Origin of the sequence: Pseudoalteromonas sp. Xi13 (assembly GCF_003952205.1) — a bacterium.
Classification (GTDB): domain Bacteria; phylum Pseudomonadota; class Gammaproteobacteria; order Enterobacterales; family Alteromonadaceae; genus Pseudoalteromonas; species Pseudoalteromonas atlantica.
The window spans coordinates 444299-466768 of the sequence record NZ_CP034440.1; the positions used below are offsets into that span (position 1 = coordinate 444299).

Below are 22470 nucleotides of genomic sequence, written 5' to 3' on the forward strand. Positions count from 1 at the left end.
GAGCGGTTGAGAGAACATGATTAAAAAACTATTTTTGGTATTGATTGCAGCAGCGGCTATAGGCTTGTTCTTTCACTTTAATTTACACCAGTTACTTACGCTTGAAGGCTTAAAAGGCTCGATGGATCAATTTAGCCAATATAAAGAGCAATCGCCATTATTGGTTTTTGGTGGCTTCTTTTTATTATACGTAGTGGTAACGGCTCTCTCATTACCGGGGGCGGCTATATTAACACTAGCCGCAGGTGCGTTATTTGGCTTAGTTGAAGGCTTATTGGTTGCCTCGTTTGCCTCTACGGTAGGTGCTACGCTTGCCTTTTTAGTATCGCGTTACTTATTGCGCGATACAATTAAACAACGTTTTCCTGAGCGTTTAGACGCTATTGACGCAGGCGTTGAAAAAGAAGGTGGCTTTTACTTATTTACGCTTAGATTAGTACCCGTATTTCCGTTCTTTTTAATTAACTTATTGATGGGTGTTACCGCAATTAAAGCATGGACCTTTTACTGGGTAAGCCAAATAGGCATGCTGGCGGGTACATTTGTATTTGTAAACGCGGGTACGCAACTTGCGCAAATTGAAAGCTTATCAGGCATTTTATCGCTCGATCTTATTTTATCATTCGCTTTATTGGGTGTGTTCCCTTTTATTGCTAAAGGAATCTTAAACGTGTTTAAAAAACGTCGCGTATACAAAAACTACACTAAACCTAAAAAGTTCGACCGCAACATGATTGTTATTGGCGCAGGTGCTGGCGGCTTAGTGACAAGCTACATTGCAGCAGCAGTTAAAGCCAAAGTAACGCTAATTGAAGCCGGCGAAATGGGTGGCGACTGTTTAAACTACGGGTGTGTGCCAAGTAAAGCTGTGATTAAAAGCGCTAAAATTGCTGAGCAAATTCGCCACGGTGAACACTACGGCTTAGAAAACATGGCACCGCAGTTTTCGTTTAAAAAAGTAATGGCACGTGTACATAAAGTAATTGCCGACATCGCACCACACGATAGTGTTGAGCGTTACACTAACCTAGGCGTAGATGTAGTAAAAGGCTACGGTAAATTATTAGACCCGTGGACTGTAGAAATTAAGCTTAACGACGGTGGCACGCAAACACTCACAGCCCGTACTATTGTTATTGCCACAGGCGCACGCCCATTTGTACCACCACTACCTGGTATTGAAGAAACAGGCTATGTAACAAGCGATACATTATGGACTAAATTTGCTGAGCTTGAAGAAGCCCCTAAAAAGCTTGTTGTACTTGGCGGTGGCCCAATTGGGTGTGAACTTGCACAAAGCTTTGCACGCTTAGGCTCAAATGTTACGCAAATTGAAATGGCTGAACGCATTATGATCAAAGAAGACCTAGAAGTGTCTACCTTTGCCCACGAAGCGCTTATTGAGAGCGGCGTAAACATTTTAACCTCGCATCAGGCACTGCGCTGTGAAGCGCGCGACGGTAAAAAATTCATTGTGGTAAAACATAATGATACCGAAATCGATATTGAATACGATGAACTACTATGTGCTGTGGGCCGAAGCGCTCGCCTTAAAGGTTACGGCCTTGAAGAGCTTGGCATAGAAACTAATCGTACTGTAGTCACTAACGAATACCTTGAAACGCTTTACCCTAACATTTTTGCCGCTGGCGATATTGTAGGTCCGTATCAGTTTACGCACGTAGCCGCTCATCAGGGTTGGTACGCAGCAGTAAATGGCTTATTTGGTAACCTTAAAAAGTTTAAAGTAGATTACCGTGTTATTCCGTGGACCACATTTATTGACCCTGAAGTAGCACGTGTTGGCTTAAACGAGCAAGACGCTATTGATAAAGGCATAGACTATGAAATCACTCGCTTTGAATTTGAAGAGCTAGACCGCGCCATTACCGACAGCGCCACCAAAGGCTTTATTAAAGTAATTACACCAAAAGGCAAAGACAAAATACTCGGTGTTACTGTGGTATCTGAGCACGCTGGTGATTTAATAGCTGAATTTGTACTGGCAATGAAACACGGTTTAGGCCTTAACAAAATACTAGGTACTATTCACAGCTACCCTACTTGGGCTGAAGGTAACAAGTACGCAGCAGGCGAGTGGAAACGCGCTCACGCACCAGAAAAAGTACTTAACATGCTTGAAAAATACCACGCATGGCGCAGAGGCTAATATGTTTAAAACACCTTTAAAAGCGCTATTGTTAGGGTCTGCTTTGCTTGCAACATCGTTTGCAACGTCATTTTCGGCCCAAGCTCAAAATATGCACGACAGCTGGAATACATTATTAAACAACCATGTTATAGCTATTAATAATGGCCACAGCACTGAGGTTGATTATGCAGCAATTAAAGCTAAGCACAGTGAACTTAAAACCTATTTAGATTCGCTATCGGCTGTTACGCAAAACGAGTTTGATACGTGGGAAAAACCGAAGCAGCTGGCGTTTTTAATCAACGCGTATAACGCCTTTACTGTTGAGCTAATATTAACAAAATACCCAAACCTTAAATCAATTAAAGATTTAGGCAGCTTTTTTAGCTCACCATGGAGCAAAGAGTTTGTGCCATTACTTGGTAAAACGCGCAGCCTTGATGATATAGAACATGGTTTAATACGTGGCAGTGGTAAGTACAACGACCCACGCATTCACTTTGCTGTAAATTGCGCAAGCATTGGCTGCCCAGCACTACGTGAAGAAGCCTACACAGCCACTGATTTAGAAAGCCAATTGCAAGCGCAAACGGTGCGTTTTTTATCAGATACAACCCGCAATATAGCGCAAGATAACACGCTAAGTGTATCTTCAATATTTAAGTGGTATGGCGATGATTTTGAACAAGGCTTTAAAGGCGCAAACACATTGCAGCAGTTTTTTTTGCAATACCCTAAAGCACTAAAACTGATACCAGCTCAGCAAAAAGCGCTTAAAAATAACGACATAAAAGTTAAGTTTTTAGACTACAACTGGGATTTAAATGCTCGCCAATAAATGTTGGCAAACATTATCGCGATACAGCTTTTGCTGTGTCGCGTTTTGCATTTGCCTTGTTATTAGCTTTAAAAGCCTAGCAAGTACACAATTACAAAGCCGTTGGCAGCAAATTGAAAGCTTAGGTAAAAACCAAAGCGTATATTTTTATGCATGGGGCGGCGATGCGCAAATAAATGCATATATTCAATGGGCTGCGCAGCAAGTAAAAGCCAAATACAACATAAACTTAGTACATGTAAAGCTAAGCGATACCAGTGAAGCAGTAAGCCGGGTACTTGCCGAAAAATCAGCAAACAATAACGATAAAGGCAGCGTAGATTTAATTTGGATAAACGGTGCTAACTTTGCAACCATGAGCGAACACTCGTTATTACTAAAACAATGGGCTAATAGGCTGCCTAATTTTAGCTACACCGACCCTAGTAATAACCCTGCTGTTAATTTTGATTTTGGTATACCCACTAATGGAATGGAAGCACCTTGGGGGCAAGCATCGCTCACCTTTTACTACGACAGTTTAGCAATTGATGGCACTGCAAATAACACACTACCAACAACCCTAAACCAATTACTTAGCTGGAGCGCACAAAACCCAGGGCGCTTTAGTTACCCAAAGCCCCCTGATTTTTTAGGCATGAGCTTTTTAAAATACGCGCTTGTTATGCTACATCAACAAAGCGATGACACACTTAAAGCACAGTTAAATCAGCCAGCTACTGCACAAAACACAGCCCAAGTATTAAACCCGTTATGGGATTTTTTAAATAAGCTGCACCCAACACTTTGGCGCGGCGGTAAACACTTTATGCAAAGTGGTGCACAAATGCGCCGCTTAGTAGGCGACACAGAACTAAGCATAGCGTTTACGTTTTCAGCACCCGAAGTGCCCGCAGCCGTTAAACGTTATGATTTACCAAAAAGTATTCGCAGTTATGCAATGCAAGATGGCAGTTTAAGTAACACCCACTTTGTAGCCATACCTTATAATGCAAGCCATGCACAAAGTGCGCAGTTAGTGGCTAATTTTTTATTAAGCCCAGAGGCGCAAGCTCAAAAACAAAAAGCACCTATATGGGGCGATAAAAGCGTGCTTATTCAATCAACGCTAGCACCACAGCAGCAAGCTTTATTTAAAACAACGCAACCGCATCCAAGCGCCCTGCCTTTAAATAGTATTAAACGCACGCTAAGTGAGCCACACCCAAGCTGGGTAAATGCTATTTTGCAAGGTTGGCAAGCGCGTTTTGGAGTAAGCCAATGAGTGTTGTATCAAATAAGCTAGCAGCGAGCCCAACACTTAAACCACATAAATGCGCCGATATGTTTAGTAAATTAGTTAAATTAAGTCCACGCTTTTTACTGGCATTGCTTATTTTACCTGTAATAGGCGGCTTAATTAGCGTGCTATTGCCCGCTTTTGGTTATGCGCCGGTACTTGAGCACACAACACTTGGCCTACATGGCTTTACTATGCTCATGCAAACACCTGGCCTAACACACATGGTTATGCTAAGTGTTGGCAGCGGATTAATAAGTACCTTACTAGCCTTTACCATTACATTAATGATTTTAGCGGCATTTTTTAATAGCCCGTGGCTTAACCGTATTCAGCGTTTACTGAGCCCAATACTCGTAATACCCCACGCGGCAGCGGCTATAGCGGTTGGTTTTTTAATTGCGCCTTCGGGAATGATCTCGCGTTTAGTATCGCCTTGGTTTAGTGGGTGGGAACTTGCGCCTAACGGACTGTTTCCGCATGACGCGTTTGGTATTAGTATAATTTTAGGCTTAACCCTTAAAGAGCTGCCTTTTTTACTGTTAATGGCGCTAGGTGTGCTTGCCCAACCTGAGCTTGGCAAAAAGCTGCGCCAGCAACATAAAGTCGCGCTTAATTTAGGCTACTGCCCTATGACTGCTTTTTTTAAAGTAGTATTACCAAGCCTTTACCCATTGCTGCGCCTACCCATTTTAGCCGTATTGGCTTATGCCAGTGCAAGTGTAGAAATGCCACTTATTTTGGGGCCAAATACCCCGCCAACGCTTGCTGTTGCTATAATGCACTGGTTTAACGATGTAGATTTAAACCTGCGTATTAAAGCCTCTGCGGGGGCGTTATTGCAGCTTGTACTTACTGGCGGTTTGCTAGCACTTTGGCTTGGCGGCGAAAAAGCGATAAAAGCATTATTTAGCGATTTACTCACCAATGGCGAGCGAGAATATGGCGGTGTTTATTGGCAAAAAATAACAACCGTATTAACAGTATTTGTAATTGGCTTTATTTTGCTTTCATTAATTGGCTTAATTATGTGGTCGGTTGCCGGATTTTGGCGTTTTCCGGCGGCACTGCCCGAGCAGCTCACGCTACTTCACTTTAAAAGTGCGCTAATGCAAATGCAAAACCCGCTTTTTAATACCCTTGCTATAGGGCTAGTAACTACGTTATTTGCCATTATTATTACCCTTTTGTGCTTAGAGTCAGAGCAGTTAAGTGCCAAACCTATGTCGCGCTTTACCAGCTTAATTATTTATTTACCGCTGCTTGTACCAAGTATTGCGTTTTTATTTGGCCTAGTGTGGCTGCAACAACTAGTAAATAACCAGGCCGCGTTTTTTAATGTGGTATTTACCCATTTATTGTTTGTACTACCGTATGTGTTTTTATCGCTTGCGAGCAGTTATAGGCGCTTAGACCCTCGCTTTGCTCATGTAGCAGCAAGCCTTGGCGCAACGCCCTGCAAAGTATTTTTACAAGTGAAATTACCCCAGTTATTTGCTCCTATTTTAATTGCGGCGGCACTTGGTTTAGCCATTAGCTTTGGCCAATATTTACCTACACTTTTAGCCGGTGGCGGGCGCATAGCAACCATAACAACCGAAGCGGTTACCCTTGCTAATGGCGCAAGTAGGCGCACCAGTGCGGTGTATGCCATTATGCAAATGGCATTGCCACTCATTGGCTTTATACTGGCGTGGGTGTTACCTAAGTACTTTTTTAAAAGCGCCCATCGCTAACCCATAAATTAAAAGGTTTTTAATGCAGTCATCTTTAGAGATTAAAAATTGTGAGCTTTATCGTCAAAACCAGCAATTACTTAGCTTAAACGAACAGGTAAAAGGCGGCGAAATACTCACTGTTATGGGGCCATCAGGCAGTGGTAAATCAAGTTTATTAAATTGGCTTACCGGCACATTACCCAACGGCTTTAGCGCAAATGGCGAAGTGTGGCTTAACGGCGAAAATATTAATAACTTGCCCGCACATTTACGCCACATAGGCGTGCTTTATCAAGATGCGTTATTATTTTCGCATTTATCGGTAAGCGGTAACATTGCCTTTGCTATGCCTAAAGGCAATAAAAAACAGCGCCTTGAAAAAATAGAGCATGCCCTTGAACAAGTAGGGTTAAAAGGCATGGCTAATCGCCACCCCGACAACCTCTCTGGTGGGCAACAAGCCCGCGTTGCTTTATTGCGTATGCTATTAAGCGAGCCAAAAGCTATTTTACTTGATGAGCCCTTTAGCAAGCTCGATACCCAATTAAGAGTAGATACGCGCGAGCTGGTATTTAGCCAAATACGCGAGCATAAATTGCCCGCTATTATGGTAACTCACGATCATAGCGATGCAGAGGCTGCAAACGGCAAACTGATCACCTTAAATTTAGCCAAGTAAACGCACAAAAAGCACAAGGCACCAAGTATGTTAGACAAATACATCACCCCAGTAATAAAGCCACTGTTAACTCCTGTTGTGGCGTTAATGCACAAGCGCGGCATAACACCCGACCAACTTACTGTGGCGGGCTTTTTAATAGGGCTATTAGCTGTGCCATTAATTGCGTATGAAATGTGGTACGCAGCGTTAACGGCTATTGCTTTAAATCGTATTTTAGATGGGCTAGATGGCGCATTGGCACGCCATACAAATTTAAGTTCAAGCGCTGGCGGCTTTTTAGATATTACCCTCGACTTTTTATTTTATGCGGCAATTCCGCTTGGCTTTATTTTGGCAAACCCTGAGCAAAACGCGATTGCCGGTTCCTTATTACTGGCTACTTTTATAGGCACTGGCTCAAGCTTTTTAGCCTTTGCCATAGCCGCCGAAAAATTTAAGCTCGAAAAACCCCAGTTTAAATACAAAAGCTTTTACTACTTAAATGGTTTAACCGAAGGCACAGAAACCATCGCGCTGTTTATTGCCTTTTGTATTTGGCCGCAGCACTTTGCCCTAATGGCGAGTATTTTTGCCACTGCGTGCGCTATTACTATTTTTACACGTATACATGGTGGTTATAACACGCTTAAATGCCAAGAAGCTGATGAGGTTAAACAAACCAATGAGTAATGAAATTTGGTGGCGATTAGGGTTCTTTTTTAGCATTTTGGTTATTATGATGCTGCTAGAGTTGCGTATGCCTGCCCGTAAATCGCCGATAAAAAGCACCACCCGGTGGTTGGCCAATTTTGGACTGGTGTTTGCGGCCTCTGTAATTGCTCGCTTAAGTGTGCCAATAGGCTTAACTGCCGTAGCGCTTTATAACCAAGAGCACGGTATCGGTTTATTTAATCAAATAGCCACACCAAGTAATGTTGCTATTATTTTAAGCATATTACTGCTAGATATAGTTATTTATTGGCAGCACCGGCTTTTTCATCAAGTGCCTATTTTGTGGCGCTTGCACCGTGTGCACCACGCCGATGCCCATGTAGATACCAGCACAGGTTTGCGTTTTCACCCTATCGAAATTGTACTCAGCATAGTTATAAAATTGATTGCCGTTACCGCTTTGGGTGTACCTGCTATTGCTGTATTAATATTTGAAATAGCACTTAATGGATTAGCGCTGTTTAACCACGCCAATATACGTTTACCCAATGCCATAGAAAAACCACTTCGGCTCATATTAATGACCCAAATACTGCACCGTATTCACCATAGCCAACGCGTGAGCGAAACCAATTCAAACTATGGATTTAGCGTTATTTGGTGGGATAAACTGTTTGGTAGTTACAAAAATGAAGCGCAAAAAGCCGATAACGACATAGATATAGGCTTAAAAGAATACCCTAACCCGCAGCAAAACGCCTCGCTGTGGGGCTTGCTAATTATGCCGTTTAAACGTAAATAAGCTGCCATTTCAAGTGGCTACAATACTATTTAAATAAACAATAAATTAAGAGGTAAATGCGTATTTAAATTTACACATTTACCTTATTAAACCCCGCCAAAGCCTTACTCCCTATAATTTAACCTTTACAAGCTAAGCGCTTTAAAGGGTTTACTAACCTATTGAATACTATACCACTTTCACTTTTTTTAACTTTCGTTTTTTGTAAAAAAGCAAAATTACACGCCATATAGTTAGCCTAATACAGGTAAATCATCGCAATTAGCGCTAAATGTAATTGCTACAGGTCACTTTAATATTTACTAATTAAGTAAAGTATTAATAGATGTATTAAAAATGCAACATTAAAAATAATGTAAGCTTTTAAATTTATTAACGATTTAGTTAATAACTCCAATTGGTAAACTGGTCTTACCGTAAACTAAATGTAAATAAAACACACAAATATGTTGACCATTTACGTAGTGCGCAATATTATTTGTAAGCGCTTACAAAAACACATGATAAATGTAAGCGCTTACAAAAATAAATATGGTTCTTTTTAATAAGTTTAAACACACATTCTGACAACAATCTGTGAAACCGGGGTTCAGCTATGAACATTGAAAAAACACACATTGCTCGCTTACTGGCTGCTATTTCGTTAGCGTCTTTAGCTGGCTGTGGTGGCGACTCAGCCACAACATCTAATTTTGAAAATATCGACGCTTCTGAGCCAGTTTCAGATTGGCAACTAGTATGGAGCGACGAGTTTGATGGCTCTGCCATTGATACTAATAAGTGGAACTTTGAATTAAACTGCGATGGCGGTGGTAACAACGAAAAACAATGTTACACCGATAACGAAGAAAACGCCTTTATACAAGACGGTGTGTTAAACATTGTTGCCCTACCCGCAACAGAAGGCGCTGAAAAGCCCTACACTTCTGCGCGTTTAAATACCCGTTACAATGCTGACTTTACTTATGGCCGCTTTGAAGTACGTGCAAAGCTCCCTTCGGGGCAAGGCAGCTGGCCTGCGTTTTGGATGCTACCAACCGATGAAGAATATGGTACATGGCCACGCTCAGGCGAAATTGATGTTTTAGAATCAGTAAACCTAAAAACCGCTGACGAAGATGGCGGTGTTGAATCAAGCATTCATGGCACATTGCATTACGGCCGCGCTTGGCCAGATAACAGCTACACAGGCCAAGAGTACAAATTTCCTGAAGATAGCAACCCAGCAGATGACTTTCATACTTACGCAGTAGAGTGGCAAGAAGGTGAAATACGCTGGTACGTTGATGGCTACCTTTATGCCACACAGCGCCAATCAGAAGTATTATATAATTCCAAAGGCGAAGCCGCAGGTTTGAAACATCGCGGTTGGTTTGCAGAGTATTTTGAACAAGGTTTTGGCGAGCTAGAAACTCATTGGGATAGCGCTCCTTACGATAAAGACTTTCACTTACTGTTAAATTTAGCAGTAGGCGGCGACTGGCCTGAAAACGTAAATGAGTTAGGCGTAGATGCCAGCGCATTTGAAAACGGCCAAACATTTGCAATTGACTACGTACGTGTTTATCAATGTGCATCAAACCCAGATACCGGCAAAGGGTGTGAAACTATTCGCCCAGGTTACGATAGCTTAAACGATGCCTTACTTGAGGGCGATGCCCCAGTTCCTATAGCTGGAGGGGTTACTCCATTAACTATATTTGGTGATTCTTTTAATATTAATTGGCCTGCGTGGGATTGTTGCGGAGGCTCAACTCCTGCAGTAGTTGTTGATGAACAGCAAGGTAATACAGTTGAATTTAGTGTTGGTGAAAACCCAACTGTAAACGGTTTTATTTCAAGAGCGGCAAACATTACTGATGAAGCTGGTGTAGCTTCCCCTTTTGATGCAACCCCCCTGTTAGCACAAGGGTATTTTCAGTTTAAAATGAAAGTAACTAGCGCACCTGCTGATTCAAACTCTACATGGGTTGTTAAGCTTGAAAGCGCAGGAGACGCCCCTACGGCAGCCGAATTGCCTATTACCCAAAGCGTTGAAGGTATTGCGCCTGTTGTAGGTCAATGGCAAACATACACATTTAAATTAACCGATCTTGTTGCAGCAAACTTAGATATTAGTGCTATTGATGTAGTTATGATTTTTCCTGCATGGGGCACTGGTAATGGCGCTGTTTATAGAGTTGATGATGTAAAAATAACTCAAGACTTTCCTAAGCTAGATGTTTTCTCTGATACTCAAAATCTTGACTGGCCAATGTGGGACTGCTGTAGCGGCTCTACGCCAGTGGAAGTAATGGATGATGAAGAGCATGGTATAACAGCGGAATTTACAATAAATGATACGCCTACAGTAATGGGTTTTAACAGCCGTACATCTGTTGGCGGAAGCGGCGAAGCATTTGATGCAAGCGCTATCATAACGGTTGGTCAAATTACGTTTGATATGAAAGTTACGAGTATGCCGAGCACACCCGATGCGTCATGGTTTTTTAAAGTTGAGTCAAACGAAGGTGACTCTGCCGTAGAGCTTGCACTTACTGAAAGTGTTGAAGGCATTGCCCCTATTTTAAACGAATGGCAAACATATACTTATACGCTTTCTGACTTATCAGCTGCCGGTTTAGATGTAAGTGCGATAGATGTATTAATGATTTTTCCTAATTGGGGCCAAGGGGCTGGCGCAACATATCGTGTTGATAATGTGACAATTTCAAACCCATAAAAACACACACTACAATAGGCGCTAAGCGCCTATTGCTACACAACAACATTTTATAAAGCAGAGCTATTATGAACACATTCAATTTTAAAAAGAGCCAACTTGCGGCTTCTGTGTCTCTTATCATTGCTGCAAGCACGTTAAATACGGCCATTGCTGCCGAGGCAGACACTGCAGCATCTCCTGATGTAGAAGTTATTGAAGTAAAAGGTATTCGTGGTTCACTTATTCGTTCTATGGATATGAAACGTGATTCATCGGGCGTAGTAGATGCCATTTCAGCAGAAGAAATGGGTAAATTTCCAGATACCAATTTAGCAGAGTCATTACAACGCATTACCGGTGTATCGGTGAGCCGAGCAAACGGTGAAGGTAGCCAAATTACCGTACGTGGTTTTGGCCCAGAGTTTAACTTAATTACGCTAAACGGCCGCCAAATGCCTGGCACAGGTTATACGCGTTCGTACAACCTTGAAAACATTGCCTCAGAGGGCGTAAGTGCGCTAGAAGTATTTAAAACAGCGCGCGCCGATGTACCAAGCGGTGGTTTGGGTGCAACAGTTAATATTTCTACTGCGCGCCCTTTTCAAAAGCCAGGCCAAAATTTTTCAGCCACGGTTAAAGCAAATCACGACTCATCAAACGAAGCCGGTGATGATGTAACCCCAGAGCTTTCTGCTGTTTATAGCAACACATTTGCAGATGACAGATTTGGTTTTGGTTTTTCGTTTTCGCATCAAGAACGCGACTTTCAAAAACAACGCGCCAATATCCAAGGTTGGCAAGCCAATGTTGATTTACCTGAATTAGATAGCAGTAACGTTGTTGATAACCGTACTGACCCATCAGGTAATTACTACTTCCCTAAAGACATGAACTACTCTATTGAAGATGTAGAGCGTGAACGTACTAACGGCCAAGTTACTTTTCAATTTGAACCAGTTGATGGCTTTGTAGCCACCTTAGATTACACAGCAAGTAAAGCGGTTACGGGCTCTGAAAGTATTGGTTGGGGTATTTGGAACGACTTTGGTAGCAATATTAATGGCTACGAGCTTGATGAAAACGGCACCGCTGTTTATGCCGATATTAGCGGTAACGATGCCTCGTTTACAGCCAACAAAGGCACCACAGAAGTAAAAGCACGCTCTATTGGTTTAAACCTAGAGTGGGAAATTAACGACACGTGGCACGTTGAGCTTGATTACCATGACTCTAAAAATGAAACCGATAACGGCGCCGATGACGGGCTAGGCAGTACCGGCCAAGTGATTTTAGGCTCTGATCAGCTAGCAAACAAAATTTACGATTACCGCACAGGCGAAATCCCAAGTGCTCAAGTTAACTGGTTAAACGGCACAAGCGAATTAACGCCAGGCGAAATTGACTCTAACTTTAGCCAATTTACGCACTCGCCGGGTGAATCAAACATTGAGCAATTACAATTACATACCACTTGGTACAATGAAAACTTTGATATTGGCCTAGTTAAAGTAAAATTTGGTGCATCGCGCACTGAGCAAAACACCGGTGGTTACACTGCATGGAGTGGCTTAGTGGGTGGCCCTGGTTTTAACCCATCGTACACAGAAATATTCCCAGATAGCATGTTTACTCGCCACGATACGTCGGGCCTTTTAGATCAATTTGATGGTGGCGGCAGCAACTTACAACCAGGTTACTACTATACCTACGATTTTGACGAAGCAGTTGCTCGCCAAATGGCTTACCTCACCTCTGATGTAACCGGTGGCGATGCATACGCAGCTAATGCTTACATGGATGGTATTGATAGCGAAAGCTACGTAGAAGAAATTACAAACAGCTTTTATATTCAATCAAGCTGGGAGTTTGATGTAAGCGATTACTACGTAAAAGTAAACGCAGGCCTGCGCTACGAGCAAACAGATGTAACCAGCACAGTACGCCAACGTGTTGAAGAACAAGTAAACTGGATAAGCGCCTCAGAGTGGATAATGCAATATGCAGCCGGCGGCGATGATAACTTCTTAGAGCAGCAAGGCGATTACGACATATTATTACCGTCAATCGATGTAAGTGTTGATTTAACCGAAGACGTTGTAGCCCGTGTTTCATGGGGTAAAACTATGTCGCGTGCACCACTGGGTGATTTAGCCGGTGGCCGTAGCTTAACAGGCAGCCCAAAACCTGGCTCGCGCACGGGTAGCCAAGGTAATACAAATTTATTGCCGTTTGAATCAACCAATCTCGACTTATCATTAGAGTATTACTACGCAGAAGGCAGCTACGCCTCTGTTGGTTACTTTAAAAAAGACGTAGATAACTTTATTCAAACCACCATTACGCAAACCACGATTGAAGGTCTATACGACATTTTAAACGGCCCACGTTACTTACAAGCAGTTAGCGATATTGAATCGCGCGGCGAGCAAGCAACCACCGATGCTATTTTTGCGCAAATGATTAGCAATGGTTATGGCAATGCGAATGGCGTCATTGAGCCAAATAGCGATGACCCACTTATGGTATGGAACATAAGCCAACCACAAAACACCGACAGCAAATCGGTAGATGGTTTTGAAGTGGCTGTTCAGCACTTAATTGGCGAAACTGGTTTTGGTGTAGGTGTTAACGCCACGTTTGTAGATGGCGATGTAGAATTTGATAGCGAAAGCCTAGACCAACAAGCGCCGCTTACAGGTTTAAGTGACTCTGCTAACTTTCAAGGCTTTTACGAAAAAGACGGCCTATCAATCAAAATTACTTACGCATGGCGCGACTCGTACTTAATTGGTGTAGGCCAAGCACAAGGCTCAGCCGATGCACCACCGCAATATGCTAAAGCCTACGGCCAATGGGATATGAGCGTAAACTACGATGTAAACGAAAACGTAACCGTATTTTTTGATGGCATAAACTTAAATAATGCCACCGAAGAAGGCTACGGCCGTTACGAAGAGCAGTTTTTATTTGCTAATCAGTACGGCCCACGCTACTCAATTGGTGCCCGTTACACGTTTTAAACTATTCCCTAGTTAGAATAGTTAAGCCGCTTGTTTCAACAAGCGGCTTTTTTTATAACGTTTTTATTTGCTCAAGCAATACATTGGTTGTCCAATCAATGCCGTTATATGCCACATCGGGCTTATAAAAATCCCCTGCCCCACGCGCTCTGTTTACGTATACTTTGTTAGGTACAATCACTTTCCCCAACCCTGACGGTAAATCGGCTAAACGTACCTCCATATATAATGAGTCTGCGCTACTTGGCGCACCGAATAACGTTGTATTTTCAAAAAGCTTAAACTTATCAAGCGCATCTAAACAAGCACTGGCGCACTGCGGTGGAACAATAACAAACACCTTGCTTTTAAAGTCACTAGTTAAAGGCTTTTGAGGTATGTTATTTGGCATATTAGTTTCTTGCTCTACATAAAATGGATCACCACTTTTAAGTGATAAAGCCATACCCGCAGCTGTGATTTTAAATATTTTCAATAATTCAGGCTGATTTTTTACAACCTCTAATAAAGACACTACATGGTCGGTATTATCCTTTGATGCTCTCCACCACACTTGCGTGTTTTGATAAGTATTATTTACTTTTTGTTCTACTATTTTTTTGCCCCATAGTTCTTTGGCTATTTGTGAGCTCCAATAAGATGAGCCACCTTGGTTATGGCGCAAATCTAACACCACGGCTTTTGCAGTAAGTAACTTGCCACGCTGCTGTTGTATTTTTTCAAACACTTTATTGTAGGCAGCAGTTTGCTTTTCGGTTGATGAAAAGCTAGGCATAGCAATCCACGCAATATTTTTTTCAGGCCAGGTTAAATCAATGGGGAGTTCATCACCGTTGTAGGCATTTTCTAAATGCTTACTGACTGACTTAGGCCTTACAGACCAATTTAATACGTGTGTATAGGTATCGCCATTGGCTTTAACAAATTCGCATTCTTTTAAAGGAGTTAAAAATGGATTGCCCTCGTCAATGAGTAACCGCCAACCTTGCTGTCACCAATGGCCAGGTTGTGCAACTTGCCCATGAAACTTAAACACTCTCTCACGTATTAAGGTCTCGGTGCTTTGCCCATCACATTGGCTTACAACGTCGCCTTTGCTAATATTTTTGTTTTCACTGTAATACACTTTTAGCGCATCACCTCGCCACACAGTTCTAAAGCCCGGCCAGCGGCGCGCGGGTCTATCTACGCTTGAAAACGCACCCGCGTGGCCATCTTGTAATACAGTACTAAAACGAGAAATTGCCGTTGCATGAACCTGCGGCCCGCTCGCTTGAGCTGAGAGTTTAAGTGCTTCTGCTTTCGCTTTTTTTAATAAGTCAGGGAAGGTTGGATTATTAACATCAAACATACCGGGATGATTTTGTGCGGTAATGCTATATGCTGCCTCAATATCGCGCTCTGTTATACTGCGCCACTGCTCAGGTGTAGTAGGTATAATCGGCTCTTGTGCGGCATTTACAACTGCTGGTAGTAGTAAAATTGGTAGCAATACATAATTGGTTATTTTTGTTTTTATAGTCATGAAAATCCATTTAAGCTAAAAATAAACTACTGGTACATTATTGTTCATTAACAATACTAATAAAGCGATTTAAGGGACATAAGTAAATACATACCTGGCACCTAAGTTAAAGATTTAAGAGTCGTCCAACCTTATTTAGTAGGTGAGCAATGTGTCTGATACAGTAAAAAAGCCATGCCAATTAGTTTTGGCTCTTGAAGGTAATCTTCGGCCGCTAAAAATTGTCCAATTAATCTCGGGGATTTCGTAACTTCATAATCAGTTGATCATAGTTTTCACTTTTCGGCACAATACTTAATTCACCATCCGCCTCGAAAACCACCGCCATAACTGTGCTTAAATCACCAAAACCGGCTTTTCGAACACTCGCTTCCACTTCCGTGCTGGTGAGTCGAGTGTCTTTCATAGCAGCCTCTATATATTCACCGTCGAAAAAGACTAATTGTGGAGAAGTTTTGACTACTTTGTCGAACGTCGAAAAATGGGCGCTGATCCAAGTGAGTAAATATTGTAAAAATAGGAGCAAGCTTACCGCGACTAAAACCTCAACTATAACCACGTCTTTCAATAAGATAGCAGAACCTAAGATGGAGCCTGCCGCAACGGTGATTATCCAGTCAAAGTTGTTCATTTTAGCAAATGAGCGTTTACCTAATAAATGCGTCGCTAGGATTAAAAAGGGATAAATAATCAAGGTTGTGGTAACAATGCGCGCTATTTCACTCCACGATTCAAAAAACATATTTCCCTCTACTTAAGGTGCTGAATATACTAATAATAATATAAACTAAACAGCCACCTGAATCACACAAACTAGGCAGTCACCTTAATAAAACAAACAACACTGTGCAACTAAATCTGCCATACAGATTCAGGATTTATCTTTTATTAATAGATCTCTTTACGAATGGTTTTTAATTTATGTCAGGGCATCAAATTATAATGGGGCCTAACAAATTATGATGGGACCCACTTTATTTAGCCTATTAGAATCTAGGCTTTGTAAAGAGCAAAGTTTAAGATGGAGGTTTTGTTAATTCTTTCTCTGAATTTTTTAACTAAAGGCACTATCGCTAAAGCTAGCAATACGGCAAGAAAAAAGCCCACAAACGTATTACCAAACACCCATCTAAAAAAGATTCCTGAAAGAGATAGAACAAAAGCTGACCAAAGCCATGGATTTATATTCTGCATACTATCTAGAGCACCTCATAACACCCTGCTTAGGGGCGCAAACACATGGGCTATAATTTGGATCGAAGCGACGCAGCCCATGTGTGTGCATCCCAGCGAACGAAGTGAGTGTGTTGATTAGGTTGTTTGGTGCGTGCATATTTAAACCACTACCCTAGGGGCTTTACCATGAAAGCCCAAGTATAGTTTTTTGAGATTATCTGGCACGAGAGGCCAGCCACGCTCAATACCTTCTTTTGTACCTTTCCAGAATAAGTGCTCTGTATAATATACATCTATGTATTCGAATTCTGCTTTGGTTGCAGTATCTAGTTTTTCGCTCATGTACTGCAACTGTTCTAATGCTTCTTCTAAATTACCTTGGTTAAACAAAATGGTTGTCAAATTTGCGAACTCTTCCATTAGGAATGTGGGTGCCCATTTTTCATGTTTTTCCATGAGAGGCACAACGTCAGGAAATTTAGTGCGGATCTCTTTTAAGAACTGTCTTATCTCTGATTTGGCCATTGATTTCTCAGAATCACCTAACGCCCGCTTAAGCGGACAAAAATTGTTGGTTATAATGTGGAGCGAAGCGGAACCTAACCAGCTGTTTTTGTTCCATTTAAAGCGCTTGTTATGCGTTTTCTTCGCTAGGCTCTAACTTTAGTAAAATATGCTTTTTAGACTCAACTACAAATGGTTGAAAATTATCATCAATTTTCAGTTTTATAACAGGTTCAGTTGTATGTTCGACCAAAGCTTGTTTAATACTCTGGTAATTTTCTTTAACAGTAGCTTGAAGGTTCCTAACTTTAAATAGTAAATGATCTGATTGAATAACGGCCGAAGTCGGATGCTTGCTCGATGAGAACCCAAAACCTATAGGCATATATTCTGTTCCATCATGTAGGACTACATTAGTATTTCCAGCATTTCTACGCAAAGCTCTTCTTTGCTCTGTAGATAAAATTGGTGCAGTTGAGTTAGTCTTGTAAATAAAAGGCTTAATCACATGAGGCCAGTTATTATGAATTGTTTGAATTAAGTCGGTGTTAGTCCACGTTACAACGGAACCATCTGCTTTCTCGTGTTTCAATATATCAAGTAGGTATGCATTGCCCTCACTTAAATAGATAAATAACAATTCTTCACTTCGCTCTTCACGGAAGTGTAAATGATAAATTCCCCACTCAGATTTTAGCAAGTCTGCATTTTTTACTTGATTTAATTTCCTTACTTTATTACTTAATAAGCGATTGACGTCCACACCATTTTCGAGTTTATTAATGATCTCATTTATTTCACTCCGCCCCTCTAGCTCACTTGAAGTATGAACATTCCATTTAATGACAGGGATTCTTCTTGAGTACACTGTAAAGCAATGAAGTAATAAATTATGTAAGTCATAATCTTTAATTTTACTTTTTATTTCTTCACTTCGCTTATCTTGTAAGCGTAACTGTTCAAATGTTGGAACGGCAAGGTCGGCATCTTTAAGTAGCCTTTGAAGCTCATCTACTAGATCAGAAAAAAAGTCTAAAGTCATAGCTGGAATCCTTATGGGTAACGCTGACGCATAACTTTTCAATAACGAGCGCAGGCACGTGGGGCATAATGGCGAAGCCGCCCCGCGTGTATGCGTCCCAGCGAACGCAGTGAGTGAGTTTATTGAGTTGTTATATCGCTATTCACCAATATTTCTTCGTATCAATATAATGCTTCATGTTAGAAAATATGTAAGCTAGAAAAAAAAATGCCGGCGTGGCAATTACGTCGGGTTTTATGAACCAAGTTAGTAGGCCCAAAAGCACCGTCATCATTTCTAACATAATAATTTGCTTTCTTGCTTTTACTCCCCAAAACGAAAACCTGACCCATAACGGCTCTTTTTTCCATTCATTAGATGTTTTGTCTATCACGATAATTTCCTCTTGAAGTTTAGAAATGTCAATTTCAAACACAGAGGCAAGGGCTTTAAGAGATTCTATGCTGGCCTTGTTTCCACTTTCTATTCGTTGAATAGTTCTCGTACTCAAGCCACTTAACGTGGCGAGTTGTTCTTGTGACCAGTTTCGTTTTTCTCTAAGACGTTTGACTATCATTTGGGCTCCTTACCAGTGCGAGAGGAAACTATCCATGTTTTAATCGATTGTCGGTTACGAAATTCACACGACAGTGGGACGACAGGCGATGTTTACAGCGATATAACACCCCAAGAAGGGGCAATTACACGTGGGCTATAATACGGAACGAAGTGACGGGAGCCCACGTGTAATTGTCCCGCTTGCTTAGTTTGTTAGGTGAACTTGATAGGCAGCATAGCGTAATCAATATTTTTGCCTTTAAACTCATTTTGTATCCACCAAACAAGCCTAACCATTAAGTTCATAAAAAGAATGATGAACTTCAATCTTGGTTCGGAAGATGTCCAATCATGAACCTTCTCGCTAGGTGTTCCATGTTGATCTTTGCCTTTTACTGATAATTTGAATTCTTCGCATGGTGTAATATTAGCGTCGGCTAGAAATGAATTTACTTGTACTCTGAGCCCTTCTATCTGCGAATCCTCAAGTTTATGCCTCTTTCTATGGGAAAACTTATTTCTTATGTCATTTACTTTGTCGAGGATTTTGTATGCGTCAATATGCAATCCCATATTTCTTGAAATTACTAATTTGGTTTTGAAAGGAACGAAGACACCTGAAAATAAATCTTCAACATCACTTAATTTGCTGCAATAAAGTGTTATGAGATCTTCTAAAATCAAATGGGCTTTCAACAGGCATGCTGATTCATCAGGTATGTTGTACATACTCAACATATCTTCATTATCAAATAGCTTTTCAAATTTATCTGTAAATGGTACTGATTTCATTAAGACATCCTTGTTCACCTAACAACTTTGTCTACGACATTTGTCGTTTTATAAACCGACAAATGTCCCTATATTACAATTCATTTATCTTAGCTAGCAAATAACCACCTGTAAACAATTAGTTAACCACAAAGAAATCTCCGTTAATGCTGAAATACACATAAATGGGGGAGATCAGTTATATCCGACAATGCATAAATCACTGCACATTTTTAGAGCAACTTTTATAAAAAGTTAATATCGTAAAATCGTTTTTAACGCAGGTAATGAGTTATTAAAACGCTTAGGTTTTAACGTTTTGAACCCGGCTGGTATTGTACTTATATATTACAACACGCTTAAAGTAGCGTTGTGAGCAATGTGAATAAAAGCGCTGCAAATATGCAGCGCCCTCATTACTTAATGGTTGTTGTGTTTAAGTTTGAATTGCTTTATCAGAAAAAGCCGAGCGGGTCTTCGCTATAGCTCACTAATAAATTTTTAGTTTGTTGGTAGTGATCGAGTGCTAGTTTGTGTGTTTCACGCCCTATTCCTGATTTTTTATAACCACCAAATGCAGCATGTGCTGGGTACATGTGGTAACAGTTAGTCCACACTCGGCCAGCTTCAATTTTGCGCCCCATGGTATAAGCACGGTTCATGTTTCGGCTCCACACCCCTGCGCCTAAGCCAAATTCTGAGCTGTTGGCAAGTTCGAGTGCTTCAGCTTCATCTTTAAAGGTCGACATAGAAATAACAGGGCCAAAAATTTCTTCTTGGAACACACGCATGTCGTTTGTACCTTTAAGCAGTGTAGGTTGTATGTAATAACCACCATTTAAATCGTCATTTAGCTGCTCTACGTTTCCGCCGGTGAGTACTTCAGCGCCTTCTTTTTTACCTATGTCTATGTAACTAAGTATTTTATCAAACTGTGCTTTTGAAGCTTGAGCGCCCACCATGGTTTCGCTGTCGAGTGGGTTACCGCGTTTAATTTGTTGGGTACGTTCGAGTATGCGCTCAATAAACTGCTCGTATATATCTTCTTGAATAAACAATCTTGATGGACAGGTACATACTTCGCCCTGGTTAAAGTAAGCAAGTACGGCGCCTTCTATGGCTTTTGATAAAAACGCGTCGTCTTTTTCCATTACATCATTAAAAAATATATTGGGCGATTTACCGCCAAGCTCTACCGTTGACGGAATAATGTTTTCAGCAGCACATTTTAAAATATGTGAGCCAACAGGTGTAGAGCCTGTAAATGCAATTTTAGCAATGCGTTTACTTGTGGCCAGTGCTTCGCCTGCTTCTTTACCAAACCCATTTACAATATTGAGCACGCCTGCAGGCAGTAAATCACCAATAATGTCCATTAAAACTAAAATAGATGCTGGAGTTTGTTCGGCTGGTTTTAGTACCACACAGTTACCTGCAGCAAGAGCTGGGGCAAGTTTCCATGCGGCCATTAAAATAGGGAAGTTCCACGGAATAATTTGCCCAACCACACCTAACGGTTCGTGAAAATGATATGCCACCGTGGTTTCGTCAATTTCACCAATACTGCCATCTTGCGAGCGCAGGCACCCTGCAAAGTAGCGAAAGTGATCGGCCGCGAGCGGAATATCAGCCGCGAGTGTTTCGCGAATGGCTTTACCGTTATCCCATGTTTCGGCAACGGCTAGTAGCTCTAGGTTTTGCTCAATTCGGTCGGCTATTTTTAACAGTATATTACTGCGCTCGGTCACCGAGGTTGTGCCCCACTGCTCTCGCACTGCATGCGCTTTGTCGAGTGCTAGGTTTATATCATCTTTGTCGGAGCGAGGTATTTGGCAAAATACCTTACCGTTTACTGGGCTTATATTATCAAAGTACTGGCCGTTTACAGGCTTTACCCACTCTCCGCCAATGTAATTTCCGTATTGTTGTTTAAAGTTTACGAGTGCGCCGTCGCTACCTGGATTTGCGTATATCATGTGTGTGCTCTCTTTATTGTTGTTAGCTAAAGGTCGAACATTTATATAAAACAAAATGCTTTATATTTAATCAGTGTTGTTTGACATTAGCCTAACAAGCCCCTAAAAACTTGATTAGCTGTCCACAAAAGTTGTCTGTGAGTCCACACTAATAAAAGCCAAAAGGATTGATATGCACACATCTCAGTTAAACAAAAGACGCCAACAACTTGATGTTTTAATAGAAAATAAAGTGACATTTGCAGCAGATAACAGCGAGTTGAGCATTTACGACACGTACCAACGCGCACAAAAGGTGGCACTGCATTCAAAGGAGTTACTGTTTTGTGCCATGCTCAGCGGTAAAAAAGTAATGCACGTAGAAAGTAGCCAATACCATAAAGCATTTTTACCCCACGAGTCGTTTGTATTAGCGCCAGAGCAAGGTGTATTAATTGATTTTCCACAGGCATCAATGCACGCCCCAACCACATGTTTAGCAATTGAAATAAGCAAAGATAAAATAAACGCTGTGGCGAATGTGCTTAACATGCAGCAAAGCTTTGCACACGATGGCGGCTTATTCGAGTATGTTCCACAATTGGTGCATAGCCAACATAATAGCCAAACACAGCAATTATTAGAGCGCATGGTGCATTTATTTAGCGAACAAGGCGCACAGCGACATTACTTAATTGACTTGTCGTTAAACGAATTGATCACCCGGTTGTTACAACAACAAAGTCGCGATTTATTACTCGCTAATAGCGATAAACCACGCCTTAAAACAAAAATAAGCGATGCACTGCTTTATATTGAAGAGCACTTAAACGAAACGCTCGACATAAATACCTTGTGCAAAATAGCCTGCATGAGCCGCAGTAAGTTTTATCAGCAGTTTAAACTGGCATTTGGCACTACCCCAGCCCTTTGGCAGCAACAATTAAGACTTAAAAAAGCGCGCAATCAATTACTGCAAGGCCATGCAATTAGCCAAGTGTGCTTTGATGTTGGGTTTAATAGCGCGAGCCACTTTAGTCGTGTATTTAAACAAACCTTTGGCATTGCGCCTAAAGAGTGCCGGCATTAAGGCTAAAACCTTATTTTTTACTTT

16 protein-coding genes and 1 pseudogene are annotated in these 22470 nt (G+C 41.4%); 10 read left to right on the forward strand and 7 right to left on the reverse strand.

Annotated elements, in window-relative coordinates; all coding sequences use genetic code 11:
- Positions 1-16: 16 nt before the first annotated feature.
- From EJ103_RS18435 to EJ103_RS18475, 9 genes are all read left to right on the forward strand, one after another.
- Entirely contained in the window at positions 17-2170 is a 2154-nt protein-coding gene (locus EJ103_RS18435) for a bifunctional TVP38/TMEM64 family protein/FAD-dependent oxidoreductase (protein WP_126009236.1), read from the forward strand.
- 1 nt (position 2171) lies between these two features.
- The gene (locus EJ103_RS18440) at positions 2172-2990 is read left to right on the forward strand and encodes a DUF547 domain-containing protein (protein WP_126009239.1); all 819 of its coding nucleotides are present in this window, start codon (positions 2172-2174) and stop codon (positions 2988-2990) included.
- The gene (locus tag EJ103_RS18445; protein WP_126009241.1) at positions 2977-4254 is read left to right on the forward strand and encodes an ABC transporter substrate-binding protein; all 1278 of its coding nucleotides are present in this window, start codon (positions 2977-2979) and stop codon (positions 4252-4254) included. Before EJ103_RS18440 ends, EJ103_RS18445 begins: the two co-directional genes overlap by 14 nt.
- Complete coding sequence (locus tag EJ103_RS18450; RefSeq protein ID WP_126009243.1) at positions 4251-6005, forward strand: ABC transporter permease subunit; 1755 nt, start codon at positions 4251-4253, stop codon at positions 6003-6005. The genes EJ103_RS18445 and EJ103_RS18450 overlap by 4 nt, the downstream gene beginning before the upstream one ends.
- 22 nt (positions 6006-6027) lie before the next feature.
- Positions 6028-6666 (forward strand): ATP-binding cassette domain-containing protein, encoded by a 639-nt coding sequence (locus tag EJ103_RS18455; protein ID WP_096042815.1) that lies wholly within the window; start codon positions 6028-6030, stop codon positions 6664-6666.
- 27 nt (positions 6667-6693) lie between these two features.
- Positions 6694-7338 (forward strand): CDP-alcohol phosphatidyltransferase family protein, encoded by a 645-nt coding sequence (locus EJ103_RS18460; protein ID WP_126009245.1) that lies wholly within the window; start codon positions 6694-6696, stop codon positions 7336-7338.
- Positions 7331-8122 (forward strand): sterol desaturase family protein, encoded by a 792-nt coding sequence (locus EJ103_RS18465; RefSeq protein WP_126009247.1) that lies wholly within the window; start codon positions 7331-7333, stop codon positions 8120-8122. The genes EJ103_RS18460 and EJ103_RS18465 overlap by 8 nt, the downstream gene beginning before the upstream one ends.
- A gap of 595 nt (positions 8123-8717) precedes the next feature.
- Entirely contained in the window at positions 8718-10844 is a 2127-nt protein-coding gene (locus tag EJ103_RS18470) for a glycoside hydrolase family 16 protein (RefSeq protein WP_126009249.1), read from the forward strand.
- A 68-nt stretch (positions 10845-10912) separates the two neighbouring features.
- Positions 10913-13846 (forward strand): TonB-dependent receptor, encoded by a 2934-nt coding sequence (locus tag EJ103_RS18475; RefSeq protein WP_054981730.1) that lies wholly within the window; start codon positions 10913-10915, stop codon positions 13844-13846.
- A gap of 52 nt (positions 13847-13898) precedes the next feature.
- Here the strand turns inward: EJ103_RS18475 and EJ103_RS20395 are convergent.
- The 7 genes and pseudogenes from EJ103_RS20395 to EJ103_RS18510 all read right to left on the reverse strand — a co-directional run bounded on the left by EJ103_RS20395 (position 13899) and on the right by EJ103_RS18510 (position 21377).
- Positions 13899-15371: pseudogene (locus EJ103_RS20395) on the reverse strand (S41 family peptidase).
- Positions 15372-15600: 229 nt separating this feature from the next.
- A complete protein-coding gene (locus EJ103_RS18485) occupies positions 15601-16113 on the reverse strand; it encodes a YetF domain-containing protein (protein WP_121638353.1) in 513 nt (170 codons plus the stop codon).
- A gap of 593 nt (positions 16114-16706) precedes the next feature.
- Positions 16707-17072: a hypothetical protein gene (locus tag EJ103_RS18490; protein WP_126009251.1), complete on the reverse strand. Its 366-nt coding sequence runs from the start codon at positions 17070-17072 to the stop codon at positions 16707-16709.
- A 109-nt stretch (positions 17073-17181) separates the two neighbouring features.
- A complete protein-coding gene (locus tag EJ103_RS18495; protein WP_126009253.1) occupies positions 17182-18093 on the reverse strand; it encodes a hypothetical protein in 912 nt (303 codons plus the stop codon).
- A gap of 142 nt (positions 18094-18235) precedes the next feature.
- On the reverse strand, positions 18236-18649 hold the full coding sequence (locus EJ103_RS18500) for a helix-turn-helix transcriptional regulator (RefSeq protein WP_064387074.1): 414 nt from the start codon (positions 18647-18649) through the stop codon (positions 18236-18238).
- Positions 18650-18843: 194 nt separating this feature from the next.
- On the reverse strand, positions 18844-19422 hold the full coding sequence (locus tag EJ103_RS18505; RefSeq protein WP_126009255.1) for a hypothetical protein: 579 nt from the start codon (positions 19420-19422) through the stop codon (positions 18844-18846).
- 434 nt (positions 19423-19856) lie between these two features.
- Positions 19857-21377, reverse strand: coding sequence for an aldehyde dehydrogenase family protein (locus EJ103_RS18510; protein WP_024032776.1), 1521 nt, complete (start codon positions 21375-21377; stop codon positions 19857-19859).
- A gap of 172 nt (positions 21378-21549) precedes the next feature.
- Here EJ103_RS18510 and EJ103_RS18515 point away from each other — a divergent pair, with 172 nt between their 5' ends.
- Entirely contained in the window at positions 21550-22446 is an 897-nt protein-coding gene (locus tag EJ103_RS18515; protein ID WP_126009257.1) for an AraC family transcriptional regulator, read from the forward strand.
- Positions 22447-22470 lie beyond the last annotated feature (24 nt).

What these genes read in the sequence shown, in the direction of transcription:
- EJ103_RS18505 (WP_126009255.1), bottom strand. Translation starts at nt 19,422, where the DNA reads ATGAAATCAGTACCATTTACAGATAAATTTGAAAAGCTATTTGATAAT.
- EJ103_RS18515 (WP_126009257.1), top strand. Translation starts at nt 21,550, where the DNA reads ATGCACACATCTCAGTTAAACAAAAGACGCCAACAACTTGATGTTTTA.
- EJ103_RS18440 (WP_126009239.1), top strand. Translation starts at nt 2,172, where the DNA reads ATGTTTAAAACACCTTTAAAAGCGCTATTGTTAGGGTCTGCTTTGCTT.
- EJ103_RS18450 (WP_126009243.1), top strand. Translation starts at nt 4,251, where the DNA reads ATGAGTGTTGTATCAAATAAGCTAGCAGCGAGCCCAACACTTAAACCA.
- EJ103_RS18485 (WP_121638353.1), bottom strand. Translation starts at nt 16,113, where the DNA reads ATGTTTTTTGAATCGTGGAGTGAAATAGCGCGCATTGTTACCACAACC.
- EJ103_RS18445 (WP_126009241.1), top strand. Translation starts at nt 2,977, where the DNA reads ATGCTCGCCAATAAATGTTGGCAAACATTATCGCGATACAGCTTTTGC.
- EJ103_RS18500 (WP_064387074.1), bottom strand. Translation starts at nt 18,649, where the DNA reads ATGATAGTCAAACGTCTTAGAGAAAAACGAAACTGGTCACAAGAACAA.
- EJ103_RS18510 (WP_024032776.1), bottom strand. Translation starts at nt 21,377, where the DNA reads ATGATATACGCAAATCCAGGTAGCGACGGCGCACTCGTAAACTTTAAA.
- EJ103_RS18495 (WP_126009253.1), bottom strand. Translation starts at nt 18,093, where the DNA reads ATGACTTTAGACTTTTTTTCTGATCTAGTAGATGAGCTTCAAAGGCTA.
- EJ103_RS18475 (WP_054981730.1), top strand. Translation starts at nt 10,913, where the DNA reads ATGAACACATTCAATTTTAAAAAGAGCCAACTTGCGGCTTCTGTGTCT.
- EJ103_RS18460 (WP_126009245.1), top strand. Translation starts at nt 6,694, where the DNA reads ATGTTAGACAAATACATCACCCCAGTAATAAAGCCACTGTTAACTCCT.
- EJ103_RS18470 (WP_126009249.1), top strand. Translation starts at nt 8,718, where the DNA reads ATGAACATTGAAAAAACACACATTGCTCGCTTACTGGCTGCTATTTCG.
- EJ103_RS18465 (WP_126009247.1), top strand. Translation starts at nt 7,331, where the DNA reads ATGAGTAATGAAATTTGGTGGCGATTAGGGTTCTTTTTTAGCATTTTG.
- EJ103_RS18435 (WP_126009236.1), top strand. Translation starts at nt 17, where the DNA reads ATGATTAAAAAACTATTTTTGGTATTGATTGCAGCAGCGGCTATAGGC.
- EJ103_RS18490 (WP_126009251.1), bottom strand. Translation starts at nt 17,072, where the DNA reads ATGGCCAAATCAGAGATAAGACAGTTCTTAAAAGAGATCCGCACTAAA.
- EJ103_RS18455 (WP_096042815.1), top strand. Translation starts at nt 6,028, where the DNA reads ATGCAGTCATCTTTAGAGATTAAAAATTGTGAGCTTTATCGTCAAAAC.